Genomic DNA, 16,740 nt, shown 5'->3' with positions numbered 1-16,740 from the left:
GGATTACCATGATGCCTATGTTACAATAGGGTGACAAGGGGGAGTCATTATTGAGAAAACAAAAAATCGTGATTATTGGCGCAGGGATTGTCGGGGCATCCATGGCTTATCAGCTGGCCAAACGAAATCAAGATGTAACAGTTATTGAACGACACCCCGCCGCTGCGCGAGAAGTCACGGAAAAATCGTTTGCCTGGATCCATACGACGCATAGGACTGCTCCCGAATACTGGCATTTGTATGATGCGGCTGTGGAAGAATATCATGCGCTTCAGCAAGAGCTGTCCGAACTGCAAATTCATTGGCACGGAGCACTGACTTGGGGAAATCCCACCCTAAGGGAGCAACTTCGTTTGCAAAAATTAAACCGGGAGCAGTTAGTGGTATTGGAACCCAATTTGAAGGAATATCCGGATGAAGCGATGTTTGCCAGCGAAGAAGGTGCGGTGGATCCCATAGGGTTAACGGAGCTGTTGTTGAGTAAAGCGCAGAAGTATGGAGCAAAGGTTCAGTTCGCTACCAACGTTACACAGCTGAAGCAAGGAGATTCCCGCTTGGTCGGGGTCCATACGTCCACGGGCTTTCTGGAGTCGGATGTCGTGGTATTGGCCGCAGGCACGGGCGTACCCGAACTTTGCGACCCGTTAGGTTGTCACGTGCCGGTAACGCCGTCGCCTTCCATATTGATTCGGATGAAAACTGCGAATAGGCTGATACGCACCTTAATCTCAAATGCGCAATTTGAAGCCCGTCAACTGACGGATCATACGCTGCTGGCTGCGGAAGATTATCTCGACGAGTCGGAGGAAAACGGGCCAGAGGCGGTAGGCAAGCGAGCGTTCGAGACGTTGCGTCGCAGTCTGAAGGGCGGGAACCAATTGGAACTGGAAAGCATCAAGGTCGGGATGAGACCAATGCCTGAAGACGGCTATCCGATCGTGGGCTTCCATGATCACATGAAGGGACTTTATCTGGCTGTGATGCATTCTGCGATTACACTGGCGCCGCTGATTGCGCGTCTTGCTGCAAGTGAGATCATCGATCGGGAATCAAGAAGCGAATTAGACCCTTGTCGGCTCTCCCGATTTAAGGACCGCTCGAAGGAGGATCCCGCTGTTTCTCAGGCGTGAGGTTGATGGCAATGCAACTGCAATGTTGAACCGCTATCCTTGGCTGCGGTTGGGAGTACTTAGTGAGCAAGAAGCCCGTAACCGACGAGGCTTGTGCAACAGTGGTATCAACGCCAAGACAAGTGATGCAAGGTAGCACCCGGAGGGCGAATGGGCAGGAGGATTAATATCAAAAAGCGACATTCCATAATTGGAACGTCGCTTTCCCCTTTATTGTTGGCTGGCTAAGTATTGGTCCAACTGCTCGAATGTACCGCCGAACCCTTGCTTGACCATCGGCTTCATGGCTTCGAATGCTGCCACTTCTTCCTCCGATGCATTCACTGGACCGCCGCTGAATGTTACTGTAGTCTTTCCATTTTCCTCGGTAAAGGTCAGGATGTTAATAATCTCAAGCGGCCAATTCGGGTTGAATGGCGCACGCACTGTATTCCCTTGTTCATCACTGAATGATTGAACGAACACGAGTTTCTCTGGCGCGTTCACCTCTTGATAAACAAATTTTCCCCACATAATCATCCCATCAGGGGATTTCTGACAACCTAGAAACTTTCCTCCCGGACGAGCATCCATCTCACTTATTTCGAGCGAGAATCCCTTTGGTCCCCACCATTTGCCAAAATGCTCCGCCTCCGTCCACACCTTGAATACGAGTTCGCGCGGCGCGTTAAATTCACGAGTCAACATTACTTCATGGTTTTCCATTTCTATTCCTCCCGGCCTTTGGTTTTGAAGCTGTAATAGATATTCTTCCAACTGGTCAAACCGGTTTTCCCACAGACTGCGGAACGTGTTCAGCCAGGAATCCAGCTCCTGAAGGGGCTGAGATCTTAGCTTATAATACCGGCGATTGGCAACAGGATGAACTTCTACGAGTTGTGCCTCGTTAAGCACTTTTAAATGTTTGGATGCTTGCGGTTGCCGGATTTGAAGTTTCTCCACAATATCCCCTACGGTAAGAGGGCCATTGCGCAACAGCTCCACTATCCGTAAACGAGTGGGTTCAGCTAAAGCACCAAGTGTATCCGGATCCATCTCATCCCCCCAAAAAGCCGTCTCTTCATCAGAGCGCTTGGGAGGCTTGAGCAAGTAAAGAGGAAAGCAAGGTATAGTCCGGAGAAGCTCCCTCTTTCATTTTGATCCATTTCCGTTCCGGCGGGCCTTCGAAGCCCTTCGGAAACTCCATGCCAGCGGTGTTCATGATCATGAAGGCAATCGCATCCTTTGAAGGCGAAATCACCGCAGCATAGTGACCGTTTTTCAGAAAATGAGGCTTCTTGTATTGAATCCGCTCTTCAACCGCTGGGATGGTTTGGTGAACGATCTCTCTCAGCCGCTTAGCAAGTTCAATTTGCCATGTTCCCAAGTTCTCGATGTAGGCAGTAACCTCTTCGTTCATCACTTCCTTATCAACTCCTTTTCATTCAACTGGTTGTTTTTTCCACAAACCGAATATACCATATAGGGAATATTCCTGTAAAGGAATTTTTATTATTATTTTTGCGGTAACCATTTTGGCATGTTGAAGCCATTCAACAATCACCTGACCCGACTGCCAGACTGTGACTGGCTCCGTACCTCTTGCAACTTCTTTCGTCGGCTTCCTGTTTGCAAGTTGTTGACAGAAAAGCGCAAAGAGGACTGCAACAGCCTGCCCACCGGCAACCTGTCACAGCCCCCAAATCCGTGTCCGACGCGGCCTTACGCCTTTTCTTCCTCACCTGTCGCTATCGGATTCCCCTCATACGAGATCCAATCGCTCCAGCTGCCCGCATACAGCTTGACGCGCTCGAAGCCTGCTTCGCTCAGGGCGAGCACGTTCGGCGTAGCCGTTACGCCGGAGCCGCAGTAGACGATAATGTCGCGGTCGCGCGGCAGGTCGGCGAAAGCTTCGCGCAAAGCGGCCTCGTCCTTGACCCGGCCGTTATCGTTCAAAATCCCTTTCCAGAACTTGTTGACCGCTCCCGGAATATGTCCGGCCGCTTTATCCAAAGGCTCGGTTTCGCCGCGGTATCGCGGAGCCTCGCGGGAGTCCAGCAGCACGGTATCGCTTTGTCCGAGCTTGGCCTGCACATCCGCTACGCCGGCAAGCAGCTCTTCCTGCAGACGGACCGCGAACGAAGCCGGAGTCGGCTGGGGAAGGGAGGACTCGGTCGGGAGTCCGTCGTTATTCCAGGCGGCGAAGCCTTGATCGAGCACATACACCTGCTCGTGGCCCAAATAACGCAGCAGCCACCAGAAGCGCGACGCCATCGCCCCACCTTGATCGTCATAGGCGACAACGCGGGTGTCGTTGCCGATTCCCGCCTTCGCCAGCTTCGCGGCAAGCTCATCCGGATCGGGCAGCGGGTGACGGCCTCCGTGCACGCCGACCGGCGCGGACAAGTCCCGCTCCAGGTCGAAATAGACCGCTCCGGGGATATGGGATTGTTCATAAGCTTGGCGTCCGGCGTCCGGCTGGCCCATTACGAAGCGGGCGTCGACGACAGCCAGACCGGCTTCTCCGAGACGGTCGGAGAGCCATTGTTGGGATACGGTATGTTTCACGATGATCTCATTCCTTTCCGGTTGTATAGCTTGGGCGTGAGGCTGCCGAATCGGTCCACGCTTGCGCATAACGGTTGATCGGCTCGGGCAATCCGAGGTTCCCTCTCAACGTCGCATGCTCGTATTCGGTGCGGAACAGCCCGCGCGCCTGCAGCAGGGGGACGACATGATCGACGAAGTCGTTCAATCCTTCCGGCAGCACGTGACCGAGCAAAATAAAGCCGTCCGCCGCCCCAGCTCGGAAAAACTGCTCCAGCACATCGGCCACATGCTCGGGCGTCCCGACAAGCGGTCCCCTCGGGGTAGCGTTGCCGATCGCCGCCTGGCGCAGCGTCAAGCCTTGCTCCTTGGCGTTTCGCTTGATCCGGTCGGTGACGCTCTTGTAGTTCTCGCTGCCCGTGTCGCCCAGCTCGGGAAACGGCTCGTCCAGCGGATATTGGGTAAAATCGTGGTGATTAAACCACCGGCCCAAGTAGCGCAAGGCGGTCTCGATGTCGATCAGCCCGGCGATCCGCTCGTATTTGGCTTGCGCCTCCTTGGCCGTGGAGCCGATTACCGGGGAGATGCCCGGCAAAATTTTCAGCTCGTCCCGGGTGCGGCCGTACTTGGCGAGCCGGCCTTTGACGTCCTCGTAGAACCGCTTCGACTCCGCGATCGTCGATACGCCGCCCATGCCGGTGAACACGGCTTCCGCGCCTTGCGCCGCCAGCTCCTTGCCCGCTTCGGACGAACCGGCCTGGAAGACGACGGGGTGCCCTTGCGGCGTCCGGCCGATGTTGAGCGGCCCTTGTACGGAAAAATGTTTGCCGCGATGATCGAGACGATGCATCTTGTCCGGATCGAAGAATACGCCGGTCTCCTTGTTATGGATGAAGGCGTTGCTCTCCCACGAGTCCCACAGTCCGCGCACGACGCTTAAGTGCTCGGCGGCCCGCTCGTAGCGGTCGGCATGCGCCGGATGCCCGTCGCGGCTATGGTTGAGAGCCGCTCCGTCCAGCGCCGACGTGACCAGGTTCCAGCCGGCGCGTCCGCCGCTCAGCACGTCCAGCGAGGCGAACTGGCGCGCGACGGTGAACGGCTCGCTGTACGTGGCCGACACGGTGGCGACGAGGCCGATCCGGGTGCTGTGCGCCGCCAGCACGGAGATGGCCGTAACCGGCTCGAACCGGCTTACATACTGCGGCATCGTTACTTCGTTAATATACAATCCGTCGGCGATAAACGCAAAGTCCAATTTGCCTTCCTCGGATTTGCGGATCATCTGCACGTAATGGTCGAGATTGACGGCACCGTCCGCAGGCGTGCCCGGATACCGCCAGGAAGCCATCTGCTCCCCGGTGGCGAGAAACGCCGTGCCGAGCCTCATGCGGTTGTCGGTCATATCGGTTACCTCCGTTTGGCGGGATTAGCCTTGCGCTTCTTCGTCTCGAGTGTAGGCATGGTAGGCGTTGACCCGATGGGCAAGCGCCGAACCGGCTTTGAGAGCGGCGGCGACGAGGATCGTCTCGGCCAGCTCCGCGAGCGTGGCGCCTTCCTCTTTGGCGAGGCCGGTAAAATGCTCGATGCTGTAGGCGTCCCCCGTAATGTGCGCGATGGCGACGGCGATGACGGCTTTCTCCTTGCGGGTGACAAGGGAGGAGCCGGTCAGCACCTGCCGGCGGAACTCCTGAATGGCCGTATACAGCGGTTCATTGATCTCCTCGAACTGATCGAGCCGGGAGAGGGAGGAGCGGCGATACAGCTCGTCGTCCGGGTTTTCCGCCAGAGCGTTGAGCGTGTTGAGGCCGTGAAAGAATGCGGAGAAGCCCTTCACCAGCGCGCTTACGGCGATGGCCTCGAAAATTTCCTCTTGGCGAAGCTGCAGCTTGCGGCCGGTCGTCACGTGGATGTCGATGCAATACGGGCAGCCGGTAGCGTGTCCGGCGGCGATCGCGATCAGCTCCTTGAATTTGCCCGACAGCGAGCCGTCCTGCAAAGCCAGCTTGTTGAACTCGGAGAACGCTTTGAACGTATCCGGCGCGAACGGAACGAATTTGGCGGCGTATTTCGTATAATAGGATCGGGCGTACAGGCTGTCGTTAGGGGTTGTCATGGTCATTCCTCCGCATCGGTTATGGGAATATATCCTAGTAAAACAATGTGCTTAATATGAAATTTAATGCTATAATAGCATCGGATCACGATTTTGTATAATTGAAATACGGAATGCGTTCGTTTCCTTTTATCGAATCCGACGGCAGAAAGGATACCCGGCCATGGACATCCGCAATATCGAGACTTTCCAGATTATCGTCAGAACGGGCAGCTTTCAGAAGGCGGCCGAGGAGCTGAAATACGCCCAATCGACCGTCACGAAGCAAATCCAAAACCTCGAAAGCTCCTTGGGCGTCAAGCTGCTGGAACGGGGGAAAAAAATACGGTTGACGCATGCCGGCGAAGTGTTTATGGAGAAAGCGGATCAGCTGATCCGCAATTTTCACGACCTGCACCAGACGATGACCGATCTGAACGACGGCGAGAAAGGGACCGTCAGCATCGGCATCATGGAGCCGGCGGCCAGCTATCGCATCCCCGCTTTGCTGAAGAAGTTCGCCGCCCAATACCCGCATGTGGACATTAGCATCAAAATCCATAACAGCCATATGTTCAATCAGATGGTGAGCGACGGCTCCGTCGATTTCGCGATATGCGCCACCCCGGAGAGCGGGCTGGGCACGACATTCGAACCGCTGTTCATGGAGGAGATCGTGCTGCTGCTGCCAGAGTCCCATCCGCTGGTAGGCAAGAAGCGCATCAGCCTGAACGATTTGCGCGACGAGCATATTTTGCTGACCAACGCCACGTGCCCGTTCCGCCGCAAGCTGGAGATCGCCCTGCACGACAACGGAGGGACGCCTTACCGCAAGATCGAGATCGGCAATATGGCGGCGCTGAAATATTACGTCCAGGTGCAGTTCGGCATTGCCGCGGTGCCGTCCATAACGGTTGTGCCCCCGCCCGAGGGAACGGTCGTCCGGCGCATCGAGGATCTGAATACGGGACTCGTGACCGGCCTGCTGATCAAAAAAGATACGGAGCTGCTCGGAGCGGCGGCTCGCCGGCTCGTCTCCTTCGTCCGGCAGGAACTTCGAGGAGCTTGACGAATCGCGGTCAAGCTCCTTTCAGCTTTGCTTTTTTCCAAACGAAGCGCGCTGCCGAGATCAGCGCGAGAGCGAAGAAGATGGCGAGCAGCCCGCCGGACAGCGGACGCGAGACGAAGATGCCGAACTCGCCGTTGGACATGATCATCGATTGCCGGAACGAGCTTTCCAGTATTTTGCCGAGCACGAACGCGAGCACCATCGGCGCCGGATCGAAGCCGGCTTTACGCATGATATAGCCGAGCGCTCCGAAGAACAGCACGACCCACATATTGAAGCTGTCGTTGCTCAGGCTGTACACGCCGATCATCGTCAGCACGACGGCGAACGCCATAAGGATGCTCGTGCGCACTCTCAGCAGTTGGATGAACAGGCCGACGAACGGCAAATTCAGCAGCAGCAGCAAGGCGTTGCCGATGTACATCGAGGCGACGACGCCCCAGAACAAATCCCCGTGCTCGGTAATGAGCTGCGGCCCGGGCGTAATCCCGTTGAGCAGCAGCGTGCCGAACAGCAGAGCCATCACCGCGTCGGACGGGATACCCAGCGTCAGAAGAGGAATGAAGGCCGCCCCGGCGGCGGCGTTGTTGGCGGACTCCGGTCCCGCCACGCCTTCGATAGCGCCTTTGCCGAATCGCTCCGGCGTCTTGGACAGCCGTTTCTCCGCACCGTAGGACGCCACCGTGGCGATAATGGAACCGCCCCCCGGAAGGATACCGACCGTAAAGCCGATAATCGACCCCCGCACGATCGCCCATTTCGCCTGGGAAAAATCTTTTACCGTCGGCCAAATCCGTCCGACCTTGGTCATCACCGCGTTGCCCTGCGACAGCTTCTCCAGGTTGTGCAAAATTTCTCCTACCCCGAACACGCCCATCGCCATCGCGGCGAAATCGATCCCCCCGAGCAAGTCGTTGGAGCCGAAGGTAAGGCGAATCGATCCGGTGATCGGGTCCTGGCCGATCGTGGCGATCAGCAGACCGAACGCGGCGCAGACGGCGCTTTTGACGAACGATTTCGTTCCCAGATAGGCAACGAGCAGAATGCCGAGCGAGGTGAGCACCGTATACTCCGGCGCGCCGAACCTTACGGCGAAGTTGGCCAGCCCCGGCGCGAGGAAGCTCAAGCCCAGCACCGAGAACGTGCCGGCGATAAACGAGCCGATGGCCGCGATGCCGAGAGCGATTCCGGCGCGGCCCTGCTTCGTCATCTGGTAGCCGTCGAACGTCGTCACCACCGAAGCGGCTTCGCCCGGCAGGTCGAGCAGGGTCGAGGTGATCGAGCCCCCGTACATCGCTCCGTAATAAATGCCGGCCATCATGATGATCGAGCTTTCCGGCGGCAGGGTAAAGGAAAAGGGCAGCAGCAGCGAGATGGTTGCGGTCGGACCGAGGCCGGGAAGCACGCCGATCATGTTGCCGACCAATACGCCGATGAGGCAATACAACAAATTGTGCCATGACAATGCGACTTGAAAGCCGGACAGCATCGCGTCTAAAGTATCCATCTTGTCCTCCTACCGGAACAGAAGCAGCAGCTTATCCTCGGGAAAAGGAATGTGCAGTCCCCAGGCGAAAATGAGATAAAGAACCGCCGTAATCCCGGCCGAGCAGGCAACCGCGCCGATCCAGCGCTCTTTGCCGAGGAAGCGGATCCAGAACAAAAACAAAGCGAAGCAGGGCAGCGTTGCCCCGAGACGCTCGAACAACAGGATGAATGCCGCAAGGCTCAACACCCCGTACAGCGGGAAGCGGGATTCGCGCGTGTACGCTTCCTTGTCCTCGCGTACGCGCTTCGAGGCGATCAGCGCCAGCGAGGCGAGCAGGATCAGCGCGCTCAGGCACGTCGGCCACAGCCCCGGTCCCGGATTGCTCCAGGTGCCGAACGACAACTTTCGGGACAGGATGAAAAAAAACAGTCCCACCGCCAGCGGAACGAAGCCGCTGACGATGGAAAGGAAGAAGCGGGAAGCTTTCACGGTCAGGCACCCTTTCAAGCGATTATTGCTTTTTCAGGCTTTGCGCGTATTGGGCGTTTGCATCGTCGTAAGCTTTGCGGAAATCCGCCGCGGTGGAGAAGATCGGCTCGATAAAGATGTTATCGAAGCTTTTCTTGACGTCCGGATCTTCGGTGGCCTGCTTCAAGGCGGCTTCCAGCTTGGCGATGACGGCGGCCGGCGTTCCTTTCGGCACGATTAGACCCCCTGGAGGCGGGGCGAACGTAAGACCTTTCAGATTTTGCTCGTCCGACGTCTGCACGCCGGGAAGGATGGCCGAACGCTTCTTCGTGACAATCGCGAGCGCTTTGAACTTGTTGTCCTTGACGTAGGATAAAATTTCCGAATCGACGTTGACGATCGCGTCGACGTTGTTGCCGAGCAAGGCGTTGACCGCATCGACCCCGCCGTTGTAAGGGATCAGCTGGAACTTCAGCCCCTGGGTTTCGGCGAATTTCTGCAAGCCGATAAAAGAAGGGGAGGAAGGGCCGGTTGTCCCGATCTTGACCTTGTTCGGGTTTGCTTTTATATCGTCGACAAGATCCTGAAGCTTGCCGTATTTGCTGCCGGACGATACGGCCAAAGCGTAAGGGTTGTCCATATAGCCGCCAACCGCGTCAAAATCTTTGGCCGTATAGCCGACTTCCGTCGTCAGCGGCGTAATGATTCCGGGGCCGACCGAGGTGAAGCCGATCGTATAGCCGTCCGGTTTCGCTTTGATCACTTCGTTCATCGAGAGAGCGCCCGCGCCCCCCGGCTTGTCCACCACCTCAACCTTTTGCCCGAGCACCTTCTCGAGCTTGGGAGCGAGCGCCCGCACGGATAAGTCCGTTGCCCCGCCGGCGGAGAAGGGGACGAGAATTTGGATGGCCTTGGTCGGGTAATCGCTGCCGGGCGTCGGAGCGGCGCTTGCGCCCGTCGTTGCCGGGGTTTTGCTTGCAGGCGTATTCGCCGTGCTAGAGGCGGTTTGCCCGCAGGCGCTGACGACGGTCATCAATAGGACCGATAAACCTAAAGCGGCTGTATTCCATTTGCGTTTCATGTTGTGTTCCTCCCTTTTTGCGTTCCGTTTAATTCATTGTATATCGCTTGGATTACTCAGATTATAGAGTCGGCGGGCGCAGAAGTAAAATGGAAATATCGAATACGATCTATCGAAAAAAGCGAATTGCGTCGAGCCGTTTTTGAAAAGCCGTCGGAAACGTAGTACCATAAGGAAGAATGACAGCATGAGCGGCAAAGTGTGCCGAAGCGGCGAAGATGAAGGGCGCGACAGCCCAGCAAAGCTTTCGTTCCGCATCGGGGCACGGGAAGGGAGACGGGGAAGCATGACAGAGCAAGTATGGAGATTTATCCGATCGGGCGCAGGGACGCCCGCTGACAATATGGCGATAGACGAAGCGATGCTGATCGCGCATAGCGAGGGCAAGACGCCGCCGACGGTCCGTTTTTACGGCTGGAACCCGGCCACGCTGTCGATCGGCTACTTTCAGAAGGCCGAGGACGAGATCGCTTTGGACGAGCTGGAGCGCCAGGGAGTCGGCTTCGTGCGGCGTCCGACAGGCGGGCGCGCGGTGCTGCACGACCGCGAGCTGACATATAGCATGATCGTCTCGGAGGAGTACCCGGACATGCCGTCGACGGTCAACGAGGCGTACCGCGTACTAAGCGAAGGGCTCGTGCACGGCTTCCGCCATCTCGGCTTGCGCGCGGAGATGGTCAATCTCGGGTCTTCGGAGGAGAAGGCGAAATATACGTCGACGGCCGGCTCGGCGGCGTGCTTCGACTCTCCGTCGTGGTACGAGCTTGTCGTGGAAGGGCGGAAAATCGCCGGAAGCGCGCAGACGAGATCGCGGGGAGTCATTTTGCAGCACGGCTCGATTTTGCTGGAGATGGACGTCGAGCAGCTGTTCTCGCTGTTGCGGTTTTCCAACGAACGGGTTAAGGAGCGGCTTAAGCAATCGTTCCACACCAAAGCGGTATCGATCGGCGACATTTGCCGGGGAATGGGCAAAGGGCCGGTCACCTATGCGGAGGCGGAAGCGGCGTTCCATGCCGGCATCGGCGAAGGCTTGAACGTACGCCTCGTGGAAGGCGAGCTGACTGCCTACGAGAAAGAGCTGGCCGTTTCGCTCGCAGCGGACAAATACGGCAGCGACGACTGGAATCTGCGCCGCTAGCCTTCAACAGGAAAACCCCCTTTTTTCGGAGAATCGTCCGAACGAAAGGGGGTTTTTGGCATTAGAGGCATAGGGCACTGCAGGCCGTCCGGGCCCCATTCATCGTGTATGGAGCGGAAGAAGCCCCACGGACGCGAACTTCGGCGTCGGGTCATGCATTTGGAGCTTGCCTCAGCCGATGCGCTCCTTCTCCGCCCGGGTCAGCTTGCGGACGACGAGCGTATACGAGTGGTCGATCATGCCGCGCAGCTCCTCGGCGGGAATCGTGCCGTCGATCACGACGGTGTTCCAATGCCTCTTGTTCAAGTGGTAACCGGGCTTGACCGCGGCGTATTCCAAGCGGAGCAATTCCGCCGCCTCCGGCTCGCACTTGAGGGCGATATGGATCCAACCGTCCACAACGGAAAAAAACGCGAATATTTTGGATGCGACCTTCATTACCAAAGGGTCCGGTCCGAACGGGTAATCCTCGTAAGCGCCGGTTTTGCTCAAACAGTAGGCCGTAAGTTCCTTGTAGTCCATCGGTCCGTCTTGGCCTCCTTTTGTCGGATAATTGGCTGCGCCGAATTCAGGAAGGGAGCGTCGCTTCGAACGCCTGCTGCAGCCGGCGCGTTACCGGGCCGGGTACTCCGCCGCCGACCGGCATGCCGTCGATGCGTACGATCGGTACGATCTCCATCGTCGTCCCGGTCAGGAACGCTTCTTCGGCTTGCGCCAGCGTCTCCAAGGAAAAAGCCCGTTCCTCCGCGGCAATGCCCTGCTCCCGGGTCAAACGCAGCACGACGGCTCGCGTTACGCCATGCAGAATCAGATGGTTGGCCGGATGCGTCAGCACGGCGCCGTCCTTGACGATCATCAGGTTGGAGGCGCTGCATTCGGTCACGGTGCCGTCCCGGTGCCAAATAACGTCGTCGGCGCCCTGTTCCTTCGCCTCCTGCTTGGCGAGGACGCTGCCGAGCAGGTTCAGCGTCTTGAGATCGCACCGCAGCCAGCGTATATCCGGCCGGGTGATGACGGACACGCCTGTGCGCATCATGGCGAGCGGACGGGCGGACGCGGTGCAGTAAGCGAGCAGAACGGGCCGAACGCCGGCCGGGAAATCGTGCGCCCGCGGGGCGACGCCGCGCGTGATCTGCATGTACACGGAGCCGTCCTGCACCTGCTCGCTGTCCAGCAGCGAACGCAGGATACCGCCAAGCTCCTTCCGCGTATAGGGGAGCCTCAGGCCGATGGCCCCGGCGCTCCGTTCCAGACGGTCGTAATGCGCTTCGGCTTCGTACAGTTGACCGCCATAGACGCGAAACACTTCATAAATGCCATCTCCGAAATAGTAGCCGCGATCCAGATAAGACACGGAGGCTTCGGATTCGGGCACCAAACGATCGTCGATCCATATCAAGGGCAAGCACCTCGCCTCACGGAATAACATCGGTTGCATTCAGGCATGCTACGAAATATACTAGCAAACCAATGGGACGGAAGTCAAAATGAGCCAAAATTCAAATGGCGGAAGGCAGTATAAAAATGCAGCGTTGTATAATATGCTGAAAACGTTTTCCGCATCTGTCGGAAGGACGGTTTTTTCAGGACGAAACAGCGCAGGAATTCGCCGAAATAGCGGAATTTGTCGACGGTTCGGCAACATGTTTAGGGGCGAAAAAGCGAGGTGGACGGAGGAAATCGCAGCTTGGGTCAAGCAGGGGCGATATTCCCGCCCATTTCCGCAGTTTATGCGATGGATACACAATATGTAGTATTGTATAATGGAATTCTAACCAATATATTGTGCTTGATCCGAGTTTGGGCTTCTGCAAAGGAGAGGCTTTGCATGCCCGGCGGATCTATTTTTATTCCGGGAGGGCTATCCATTGGAAACGGTACAAACCAAGCGGCTGGAAGGGCTCAGCGAAAAAATATTTCTCGATCGTTACGCGTGGAAGGATGCGGATACGGATCATACCGTCGTCGGCGACGTCGTGCTCGTCCTGACCAAGGACGATCCGAAATTTCCGTCCAAGGAAGTCGGCGAGGTGGTCGCCCGCAACGGACGTCAGGTGACCATTCGGCTGCGCAGCGGCGAGCTGTTCGAATCGACCGTGGACCGGCTGACGCTCACGAAGGAGAAGACGCCGGAGCAGCTTTGGGACCGTCTGGCGGCGGCGATGGCTTCGGTGGAGCGCACCGAGGAGAAGCAGCGCGAATGGCAGGACAAGTTCCGGACCATTCTCGACGACTGGAAGCTGGTTCCAGGCGGGCGGATTGCCGCCGGAGCGGGAGCGAGCGATGAGCTGACGCTGTTCAACTGTTACGTCATTCCGTCTCCGCACGACAGCCGGGGAGGGATCATGGCCACGCTATCGGAGATGACCGAGATTATGTCCCGCGGGGGCGGCGTCGGGATCAACCTGTCTTCGCTGCGTCCGCGCCGCTCGGTGGTGAGAGGCGTCAACGGCTCGTCGAGCGGCGCCGTATCGTGGGGCGGGCTGTTTAGCTATACGACCGGTTTGATCGAGCAGGGAGGCAGCCGCCGTGGGGCGTTAATGCTCATGATCAACGACTGGCATCCCGATCTCGTCGATTTCATTACCGTCAAATCCACCATGGGGCAGATTACGAACGCCAACTTGTCCGTATGCGTCAGCAACGGCTTCATGCAGGCTGTCAAGGAGGATCTCGACTGGGAGCTCGCGTTCCCGGATACGACCGATCCCGAGTACAACGAGAAGTGGGACGGAGACCTGGCCAAATGGAAAGCGCTTGGCAAGGCGGTTAAGCCGTACCGCACCGTCAAGGCGCGCGAAGTGTGGCATACCATCATCGAATCCGCCTGGCGTTCGGCCGAGCCGGGCGTCGTGTTTATGGAATATTACAACCAGATGTCCAACAGCTGGTATTTCAACCCGATTATTTGTACGAATCCATGCTTTCATCCGGAAACGCGCATTTCGACCGAGTTCGGACTGATCACCATTGAGGAGTTGTACCGCAAAGCGGGCAGCGCGTCGTTCATGACCGCTACGGATGATCGTCTTGTCCATATGGCAGCAGTGGTGAACGGGCGTTCCTACGAGCGGAATGGCGTCACGATGCGGAGCGCCACTGTCTTTCCGACGGGGACCAAACAAACCCTGATCGTCAAGCTGCGCAACGGGATGGAGCTGAAGGTGACGCCGGAGCATCGCCTGTATACGGACAAGGGCTGGAAGGAAGCGCAGCATTTGACGGCGCATGACAGGGTGTACATCCAATCCGGCGAAGGATCGTTTGCCGAACGCGATGAACTTGGCGAAGCATGGGGGACGTTCCTTGGCTGGCTGACGGGCGATGGCTGGCTGGCAGCGCGCGGCGACATTGGCATGGTGTTCGGGCGGGATGACCGGGAAGCGCTTGAGACGCTGTTGGCTGCGGGGCAATCCGTCTCGGGAGTTGATGCGAAGGTGTACACGCGAGCGAATGGAACCTCGCAAGTATTTTGGTGGAGAAAGGAACTGGTCGATCGTCTGGAAGAGCTGGGCGTGAAACGGGTAAAGGCGCCGGAAAAGGCCGTTCCTTCCGCCTTGTTTACGGCATCGCGAACGACCGTTGTGGCTTATTTGCGCGCCTTGTTCAGCGCGGACGGATGCGTATACGAGAACGACGACATGCACCGAAGCGTTCGTTTGACATCCGCATCCCGCAAGCTGCTTCAGGACGTGCAGCTGCTGCTTCTGAACTTTGGCGTACATGGTCATATATATGCCCGTCCGAAAGCGAACCAACGCGCATTTACCTATACGACCATAGCGGGAGAAGAGCGGGAGTATGCCGGCAGCATGTTCTACGAGCTGATCCTGAGCGGCAACAATATCGTTGCTTTTAAGGAAAATATCGGTTTTGGGTTAATCGCACGCAAGCAGCAGGCGCTCGAACGTATTGCGCGTCCTTCCCGCAAAGCGGAGAAATTCCAGTCGGCCGTGGAAAGCGTCGAGGCGGGGGAGATCGTCACGGTATACGATGTGACCGAGCCGGTCACGCACTCGCTCGTAGCGAACGGATTCGTTGCTCATAACTGCGGAGAACAAGGACTTCCCGCTTGGGGCGTGTGCAACTTGTCGGCCATCAATTTGTCCAAGTTTTACGATGAGGACAAACAGGATGTGGCTTGGGACGAGCTCGGTACGACCGTCCGCTATTCCGTCCGTTTTCTGGACAACGTCATCGACCGGACGCCCTATCATTTCGAGGAGAACGAAATCAACCAGAAGGGCGAGCGCCGGATCGGCATGGGCACCATGGGGCTGGCCGAGCTGATGATCAAGCTGAAGGTGCGTTACGGCAGCCCGGAATCGCTCGAGTTTCTCGACAAGCTGTACGGCTTTATGGCCAGAGAGGCGTATCTGGCTTCTGCGGATATCGCCGGCGAGAAAGGATCGTTCGTTCATTTCGATACCGAGAAGTTTTTGCAAAGCGGGTTTATGAAACGAATGACGGACACGTTTCCGGAGGTGGGCGCGGCGATTCGCGACAATGGCATGCGCAACGTCACCGTCATTACGCAGGCGCCGACGGGGAGCACGGGAACGATGGTCGGCACGTCGACCGGCATCGAGCCTTACTTTGCCTTCGAATATTACCGCCAAAGCCGTCTCGGCTTCGACAAGCAATACGTGCCGATCGCGCAGGAATACAAGGACCGTCATCCGGACGAGGAGCTGCCGGACTACTTCGTTACGGCGATGAGCTTGTCCGCTGAGGACCATATTCGCGTGCAGGCGGCGATCCAGACGTGGGTGGACAGCTCGATCTCGAAGACGGCCAACTGTCCGTCGGACTTTACGGTCGAGGAGACGAAGAAGCTGTACGAGCTGGCTTTCGATCTCGGCTGCAAAGGCGTGACCATCTACCGCGACGGCAGCCGCGACGTGCAGGTGCTGTCGACCGAGAAGAAGGAAGACAAGAAGGAAGCGAGCGGAGCGCAGACGGCGTCTGTCGAACCGGCTCCGCAGCCGGCGACCGAGCAGCCTGCCGCACAGTCCGGGGATGACCCGTCGTTGACGAAGCTGTCCGACACGCTGACCGTCGGCATCGATCCGCAAACGAAGCAGGTGTTCGACAAGCAGTACAAGAAGCGGCCGCAGACGCTGCGCGGCGCCACTTACAAATTCAATACGCCGTTCGGCATGGCCTACATTACGATCAACGACATGAACGACACGCCGAGCGAAATCTTCCTGAACGTCGGCAAAGCCGGCTCCGACGTATTCGCGATGTCCGAGGCGCTTGGCCGCGTGTGCTCGTTATTCCTGCGTTATGGCGACCATGGCGACAAGGTGCAGCTGCTTATCAAGCATTTGAAAGGCATCGGCGGCTCCGGGGCGATCGGGTTTGGCGCCAATCGGGTCGAATCGATCGCCGACGCGGTCGCCAAGGCGCTCGAGATGCACAGCGGCGACGAGTCGGAGCCGTACGTCACCGCTACGCAGGAAGTCACGGCAACTGTGGAAACGATCGGCTCCGGCGCAGGCGCAGCGAAGCCGCCGGTATACCCCGGCAGCCACGTCTCCACCGATCTATGCCCGTCTTGCGGCAGCGCCTCGCTGATCAACACCGAGGGCTGCAAAACATGCGCCAATTGCGGGTATAGCAAGTGTTGAGCGGGGGATGATCCTTTTGTTTTGTCATACTATAACTGTGAAATTCCATAATTAATTAGAATTGTTTCATAATTCGTTAGAAATTTTGTTGCAGATTTGATTAGATCGTGGTGT

The 16,740-nt window shown here is 57.5% G+C and carries 14 protein-coding genes and 1 pseudogene; 4 read left to right on the top strand and 11 right to left on the bottom strand.

Annotated features, from left to right (window positions below):
- The first annotated feature begins 50 nt into the window (after nucleotides 1-50).
- Nucleotides 51-1,130 carry an NAD(P)/FAD-dependent oxidoreductase gene (locus tag ABD796_RS01790; protein WP_344901905.1) on the top strand — a complete coding sequence of 360 codons (1,080 nt, stop codon included), beginning with the start codon at nucleotides 51-53 and terminating at the stop codon, nucleotides 1,128-1,130.
- Nucleotides 1,131-1,340: 210 nt separating this feature from the next.
- Here the strand turns inward: ABD796_RS01790 and ABD796_RS01785 are convergent, their stop codons facing one another.
- The 6 genes and pseudogenes from ABD796_RS01785 to ABD796_RS01760 all read right to left on the bottom strand — a co-directional run bounded on the left by ABD796_RS01785 (nucleotide 1,341) and on the right by ABD796_RS01760 (nucleotide 5,769).
- Nucleotides 1,341-1,835, bottom strand: coding sequence for an SRPBCC family protein (locus ABD796_RS01785; protein ID WP_344904150.1), 495 nt, complete (start codon nucleotides 1,833-1,835; stop codon nucleotides 1,341-1,343).
- Nucleotides 1,836-1,853: 18 nt separating this feature from the next.
- A pseudogene (locus tag ABD796_RS01780) lies at nucleotides 1,854-2,165 on the bottom strand (ArsR/SmtB family transcription factor); the annotation flags it as partial.
- A gap of 28 nt (nucleotides 2,166-2,193) precedes the next feature.
- Nucleotides 2,194-2,529, bottom strand: a complete 336-nt coding sequence (locus ABD796_RS01775) for a DUF1801 domain-containing protein (RefSeq protein ID WP_344904147.1) — start codon at nucleotides 2,527-2,529, stop codon at nucleotides 2,194-2,196.
- Nucleotides 2,530-2,831: 302 nt separating this feature from the next.
- Nucleotides 2,832-3,677, bottom strand: a complete 846-nt coding sequence (locus tag ABD796_RS01770) for a sulfurtransferase (protein ID WP_344901902.1) — start codon at nucleotides 3,675-3,677, stop codon at nucleotides 2,832-2,834.
- A gap of 7 nt (nucleotides 3,678-3,684) precedes the next feature.
- Nucleotides 3,685-5,058 (bottom strand): LLM class flavin-dependent oxidoreductase, encoded by a 1,374-nt coding sequence (locus ABD796_RS01765; protein ID WP_344901899.1) that lies wholly within the window; start codon nucleotides 5,056-5,058, stop codon nucleotides 3,685-3,687.
- Nucleotides 5,059-5,082: 24 nt separating this feature from the next.
- Nucleotides 5,083-5,769: a carboxymuconolactone decarboxylase family protein gene (locus ABD796_RS01760; protein ID WP_344901896.1), complete on the bottom strand. Its 687-nt coding sequence runs from the start codon at nucleotides 5,767-5,769 to the stop codon at nucleotides 5,083-5,085.
- Between the two features lie 163 nt (nucleotides 5,770-5,932).
- Here ABD796_RS01760 and ABD796_RS01755 point away from each other — a divergent pair, with 163 nt between their 5' ends.
- Nucleotides 5,933-6,817: a LysR family transcriptional regulator gene (locus ABD796_RS01755; RefSeq protein WP_344901893.1), complete on the top strand. Its 885-nt coding sequence runs from the start codon at nucleotides 5,933-5,935 to the stop codon at nucleotides 6,815-6,817.
- 10 nt (nucleotides 6,818-6,827) lie between these two features.
- On the opposite strand, the gene ABD796_RS01750 is transcribed toward ABD796_RS01755, so the two are convergent.
- From ABD796_RS01750 to ABD796_RS01740, 3 genes are read right to left on the bottom strand one after another with little or no spacing between them, the layout of a single operon-like run.
- Nucleotides 6,828-8,324, bottom strand: a complete 1,497-nt coding sequence (locus tag ABD796_RS01750) for a tripartite tricarboxylate transporter permease (protein ID WP_344901890.1) — start codon at nucleotides 8,322-8,324, stop codon at nucleotides 6,828-6,830.
- A 9-nt stretch (nucleotides 8,325-8,333) separates the two neighbouring features.
- Nucleotides 8,334-8,795, bottom strand: a complete 462-nt coding sequence (locus ABD796_RS01745) for a tripartite tricarboxylate transporter TctB family protein (protein WP_344901887.1) — start codon at nucleotides 8,793-8,795, stop codon at nucleotides 8,334-8,336.
- 22 nt (nucleotides 8,796-8,817) lie between these two features.
- The gene (locus tag ABD796_RS01740) at nucleotides 8,818-9,855 is read right to left on the bottom strand and encodes a tripartite tricarboxylate transporter substrate binding protein (protein ID WP_344901884.1); all 1,038 of its coding nucleotides are present in this window, start codon (nucleotides 9,853-9,855) and stop codon (nucleotides 8,818-8,820) included.
- Nucleotides 9,856-10,141: 286 nt separating this feature from the next.
- On the opposite strand from ABD796_RS01740, the gene ABD796_RS01735 reads away from it, so the two are divergent.
- Complete coding sequence (locus ABD796_RS01735) at nucleotides 10,142-10,993, top strand: lipoate--protein ligase family protein (protein ID WP_344904142.1); 852 nt, start codon at nucleotides 10,142-10,144, stop codon at nucleotides 10,991-10,993.
- 171 nt (nucleotides 10,994-11,164) lie between these two features.
- Here the strand turns inward: ABD796_RS01735 and ABD796_RS01730 are convergent, their stop codons facing one another.
- The gene (locus ABD796_RS01730) at nucleotides 11,165-11,515 is read right to left on the bottom strand and encodes an MmcQ/YjbR family DNA-binding protein (RefSeq protein WP_344901881.1); all 351 of its coding nucleotides are present in this window, start codon (nucleotides 11,513-11,515) and stop codon (nucleotides 11,165-11,167) included.
- A 46-nt stretch (nucleotides 11,516-11,561) separates the two neighbouring features.
- Nucleotides 11,562-12,392 carry a D-amino-acid transaminase gene (gene dat, locus ABD796_RS01725; RefSeq protein WP_344904139.1) on the bottom strand — a complete coding sequence of 277 codons (831 nt, stop codon included), beginning with the start codon at nucleotides 12,390-12,392 and terminating at the stop codon, nucleotides 11,562-11,564.
- Between the two features lie 469 nt (nucleotides 12,393-12,861).
- On the opposite strand from dat, the gene ABD796_RS01720 reads away from it, so the two are divergent.
- Nucleotides 12,862-16,626, top strand: coding sequence for an LAGLIDADG family homing endonuclease (locus ABD796_RS01720; protein ID WP_344901878.1), 3,765 nt, complete (start codon nucleotides 12,862-12,864; stop codon nucleotides 16,624-16,626).
- Nucleotides 16,627-16,740: the final 114 nt, after the last annotated feature.

It is taken from the genome of Paenibacillus hodogayensis (genome assembly GCF_039536325.1).
GTDB lineage: Bacteria > Bacillota > Bacilli > Paenibacillales > NBRC-103111 > Paenibacillus_AB > Paenibacillus_AB hodogayensis.
The sequence above is the reverse complement of the archived record's forward strand: the minus strand, read 5'-3'. Positions and strand labels throughout refer to the sequence as shown.

What these genes read in the sequence shown, in the direction of transcription:
- ABD796_RS01785 (WP_344904150.1), bottom strand. Translation starts at nt 1,835, where the DNA reads ATGGAAAACCATGAAGTAATGTTGACTCGTGAATTTAACGCGCCGCGC.
- ABD796_RS01735 (WP_344904142.1), top strand. Translation starts at nt 10,142, where the DNA reads ATGACAGAGCAAGTATGGAGATTTATCCGATCGGGCGCAGGGACGCCC.
- ABD796_RS01750 (WP_344901890.1), bottom strand. Translation starts at nt 8,324, where the DNA reads ATGGATACTTTAGACGCGATGCTGTCCGGCTTTCAAGTCGCATTGTCA.
- ABD796_RS01775 (WP_344904147.1), bottom strand. Translation starts at nt 2,529, where the DNA reads ATGAACGAAGAGGTTACTGCCTACATCGAGAACTTGGGAACATGGCAA.
- ABD796_RS01760 (WP_344901896.1), bottom strand. Translation starts at nt 5,769, where the DNA reads ATGACAACCCCTAACGACAGCCTGTACGCCCGATCCTATTATACGAAA.
- ABD796_RS01730 (WP_344901881.1), bottom strand. Translation starts at nt 11,515, where the DNA reads ATGGACTACAAGGAACTTACGGCCTACTGTTTGAGCAAAACCGGCGCT.
- ABD796_RS01740 (WP_344901884.1), bottom strand. Translation starts at nt 9,855, where the DNA reads ATGAAACGCAAATGGAATACAGCCGCTTTAGGTTTATCGGTCCTATTG.
- ABD796_RS01765 (WP_344901899.1), bottom strand. Translation starts at nt 5,058, where the DNA reads ATGACCGACAACCGCATGAGGCTCGGCACGGCGTTTCTCGCCACCGGG.
- ABD796_RS01755 (WP_344901893.1), top strand. Translation starts at nt 5,933, where the DNA reads ATGGACATCCGCAATATCGAGACTTTCCAGATTATCGTCAGAACGGGC.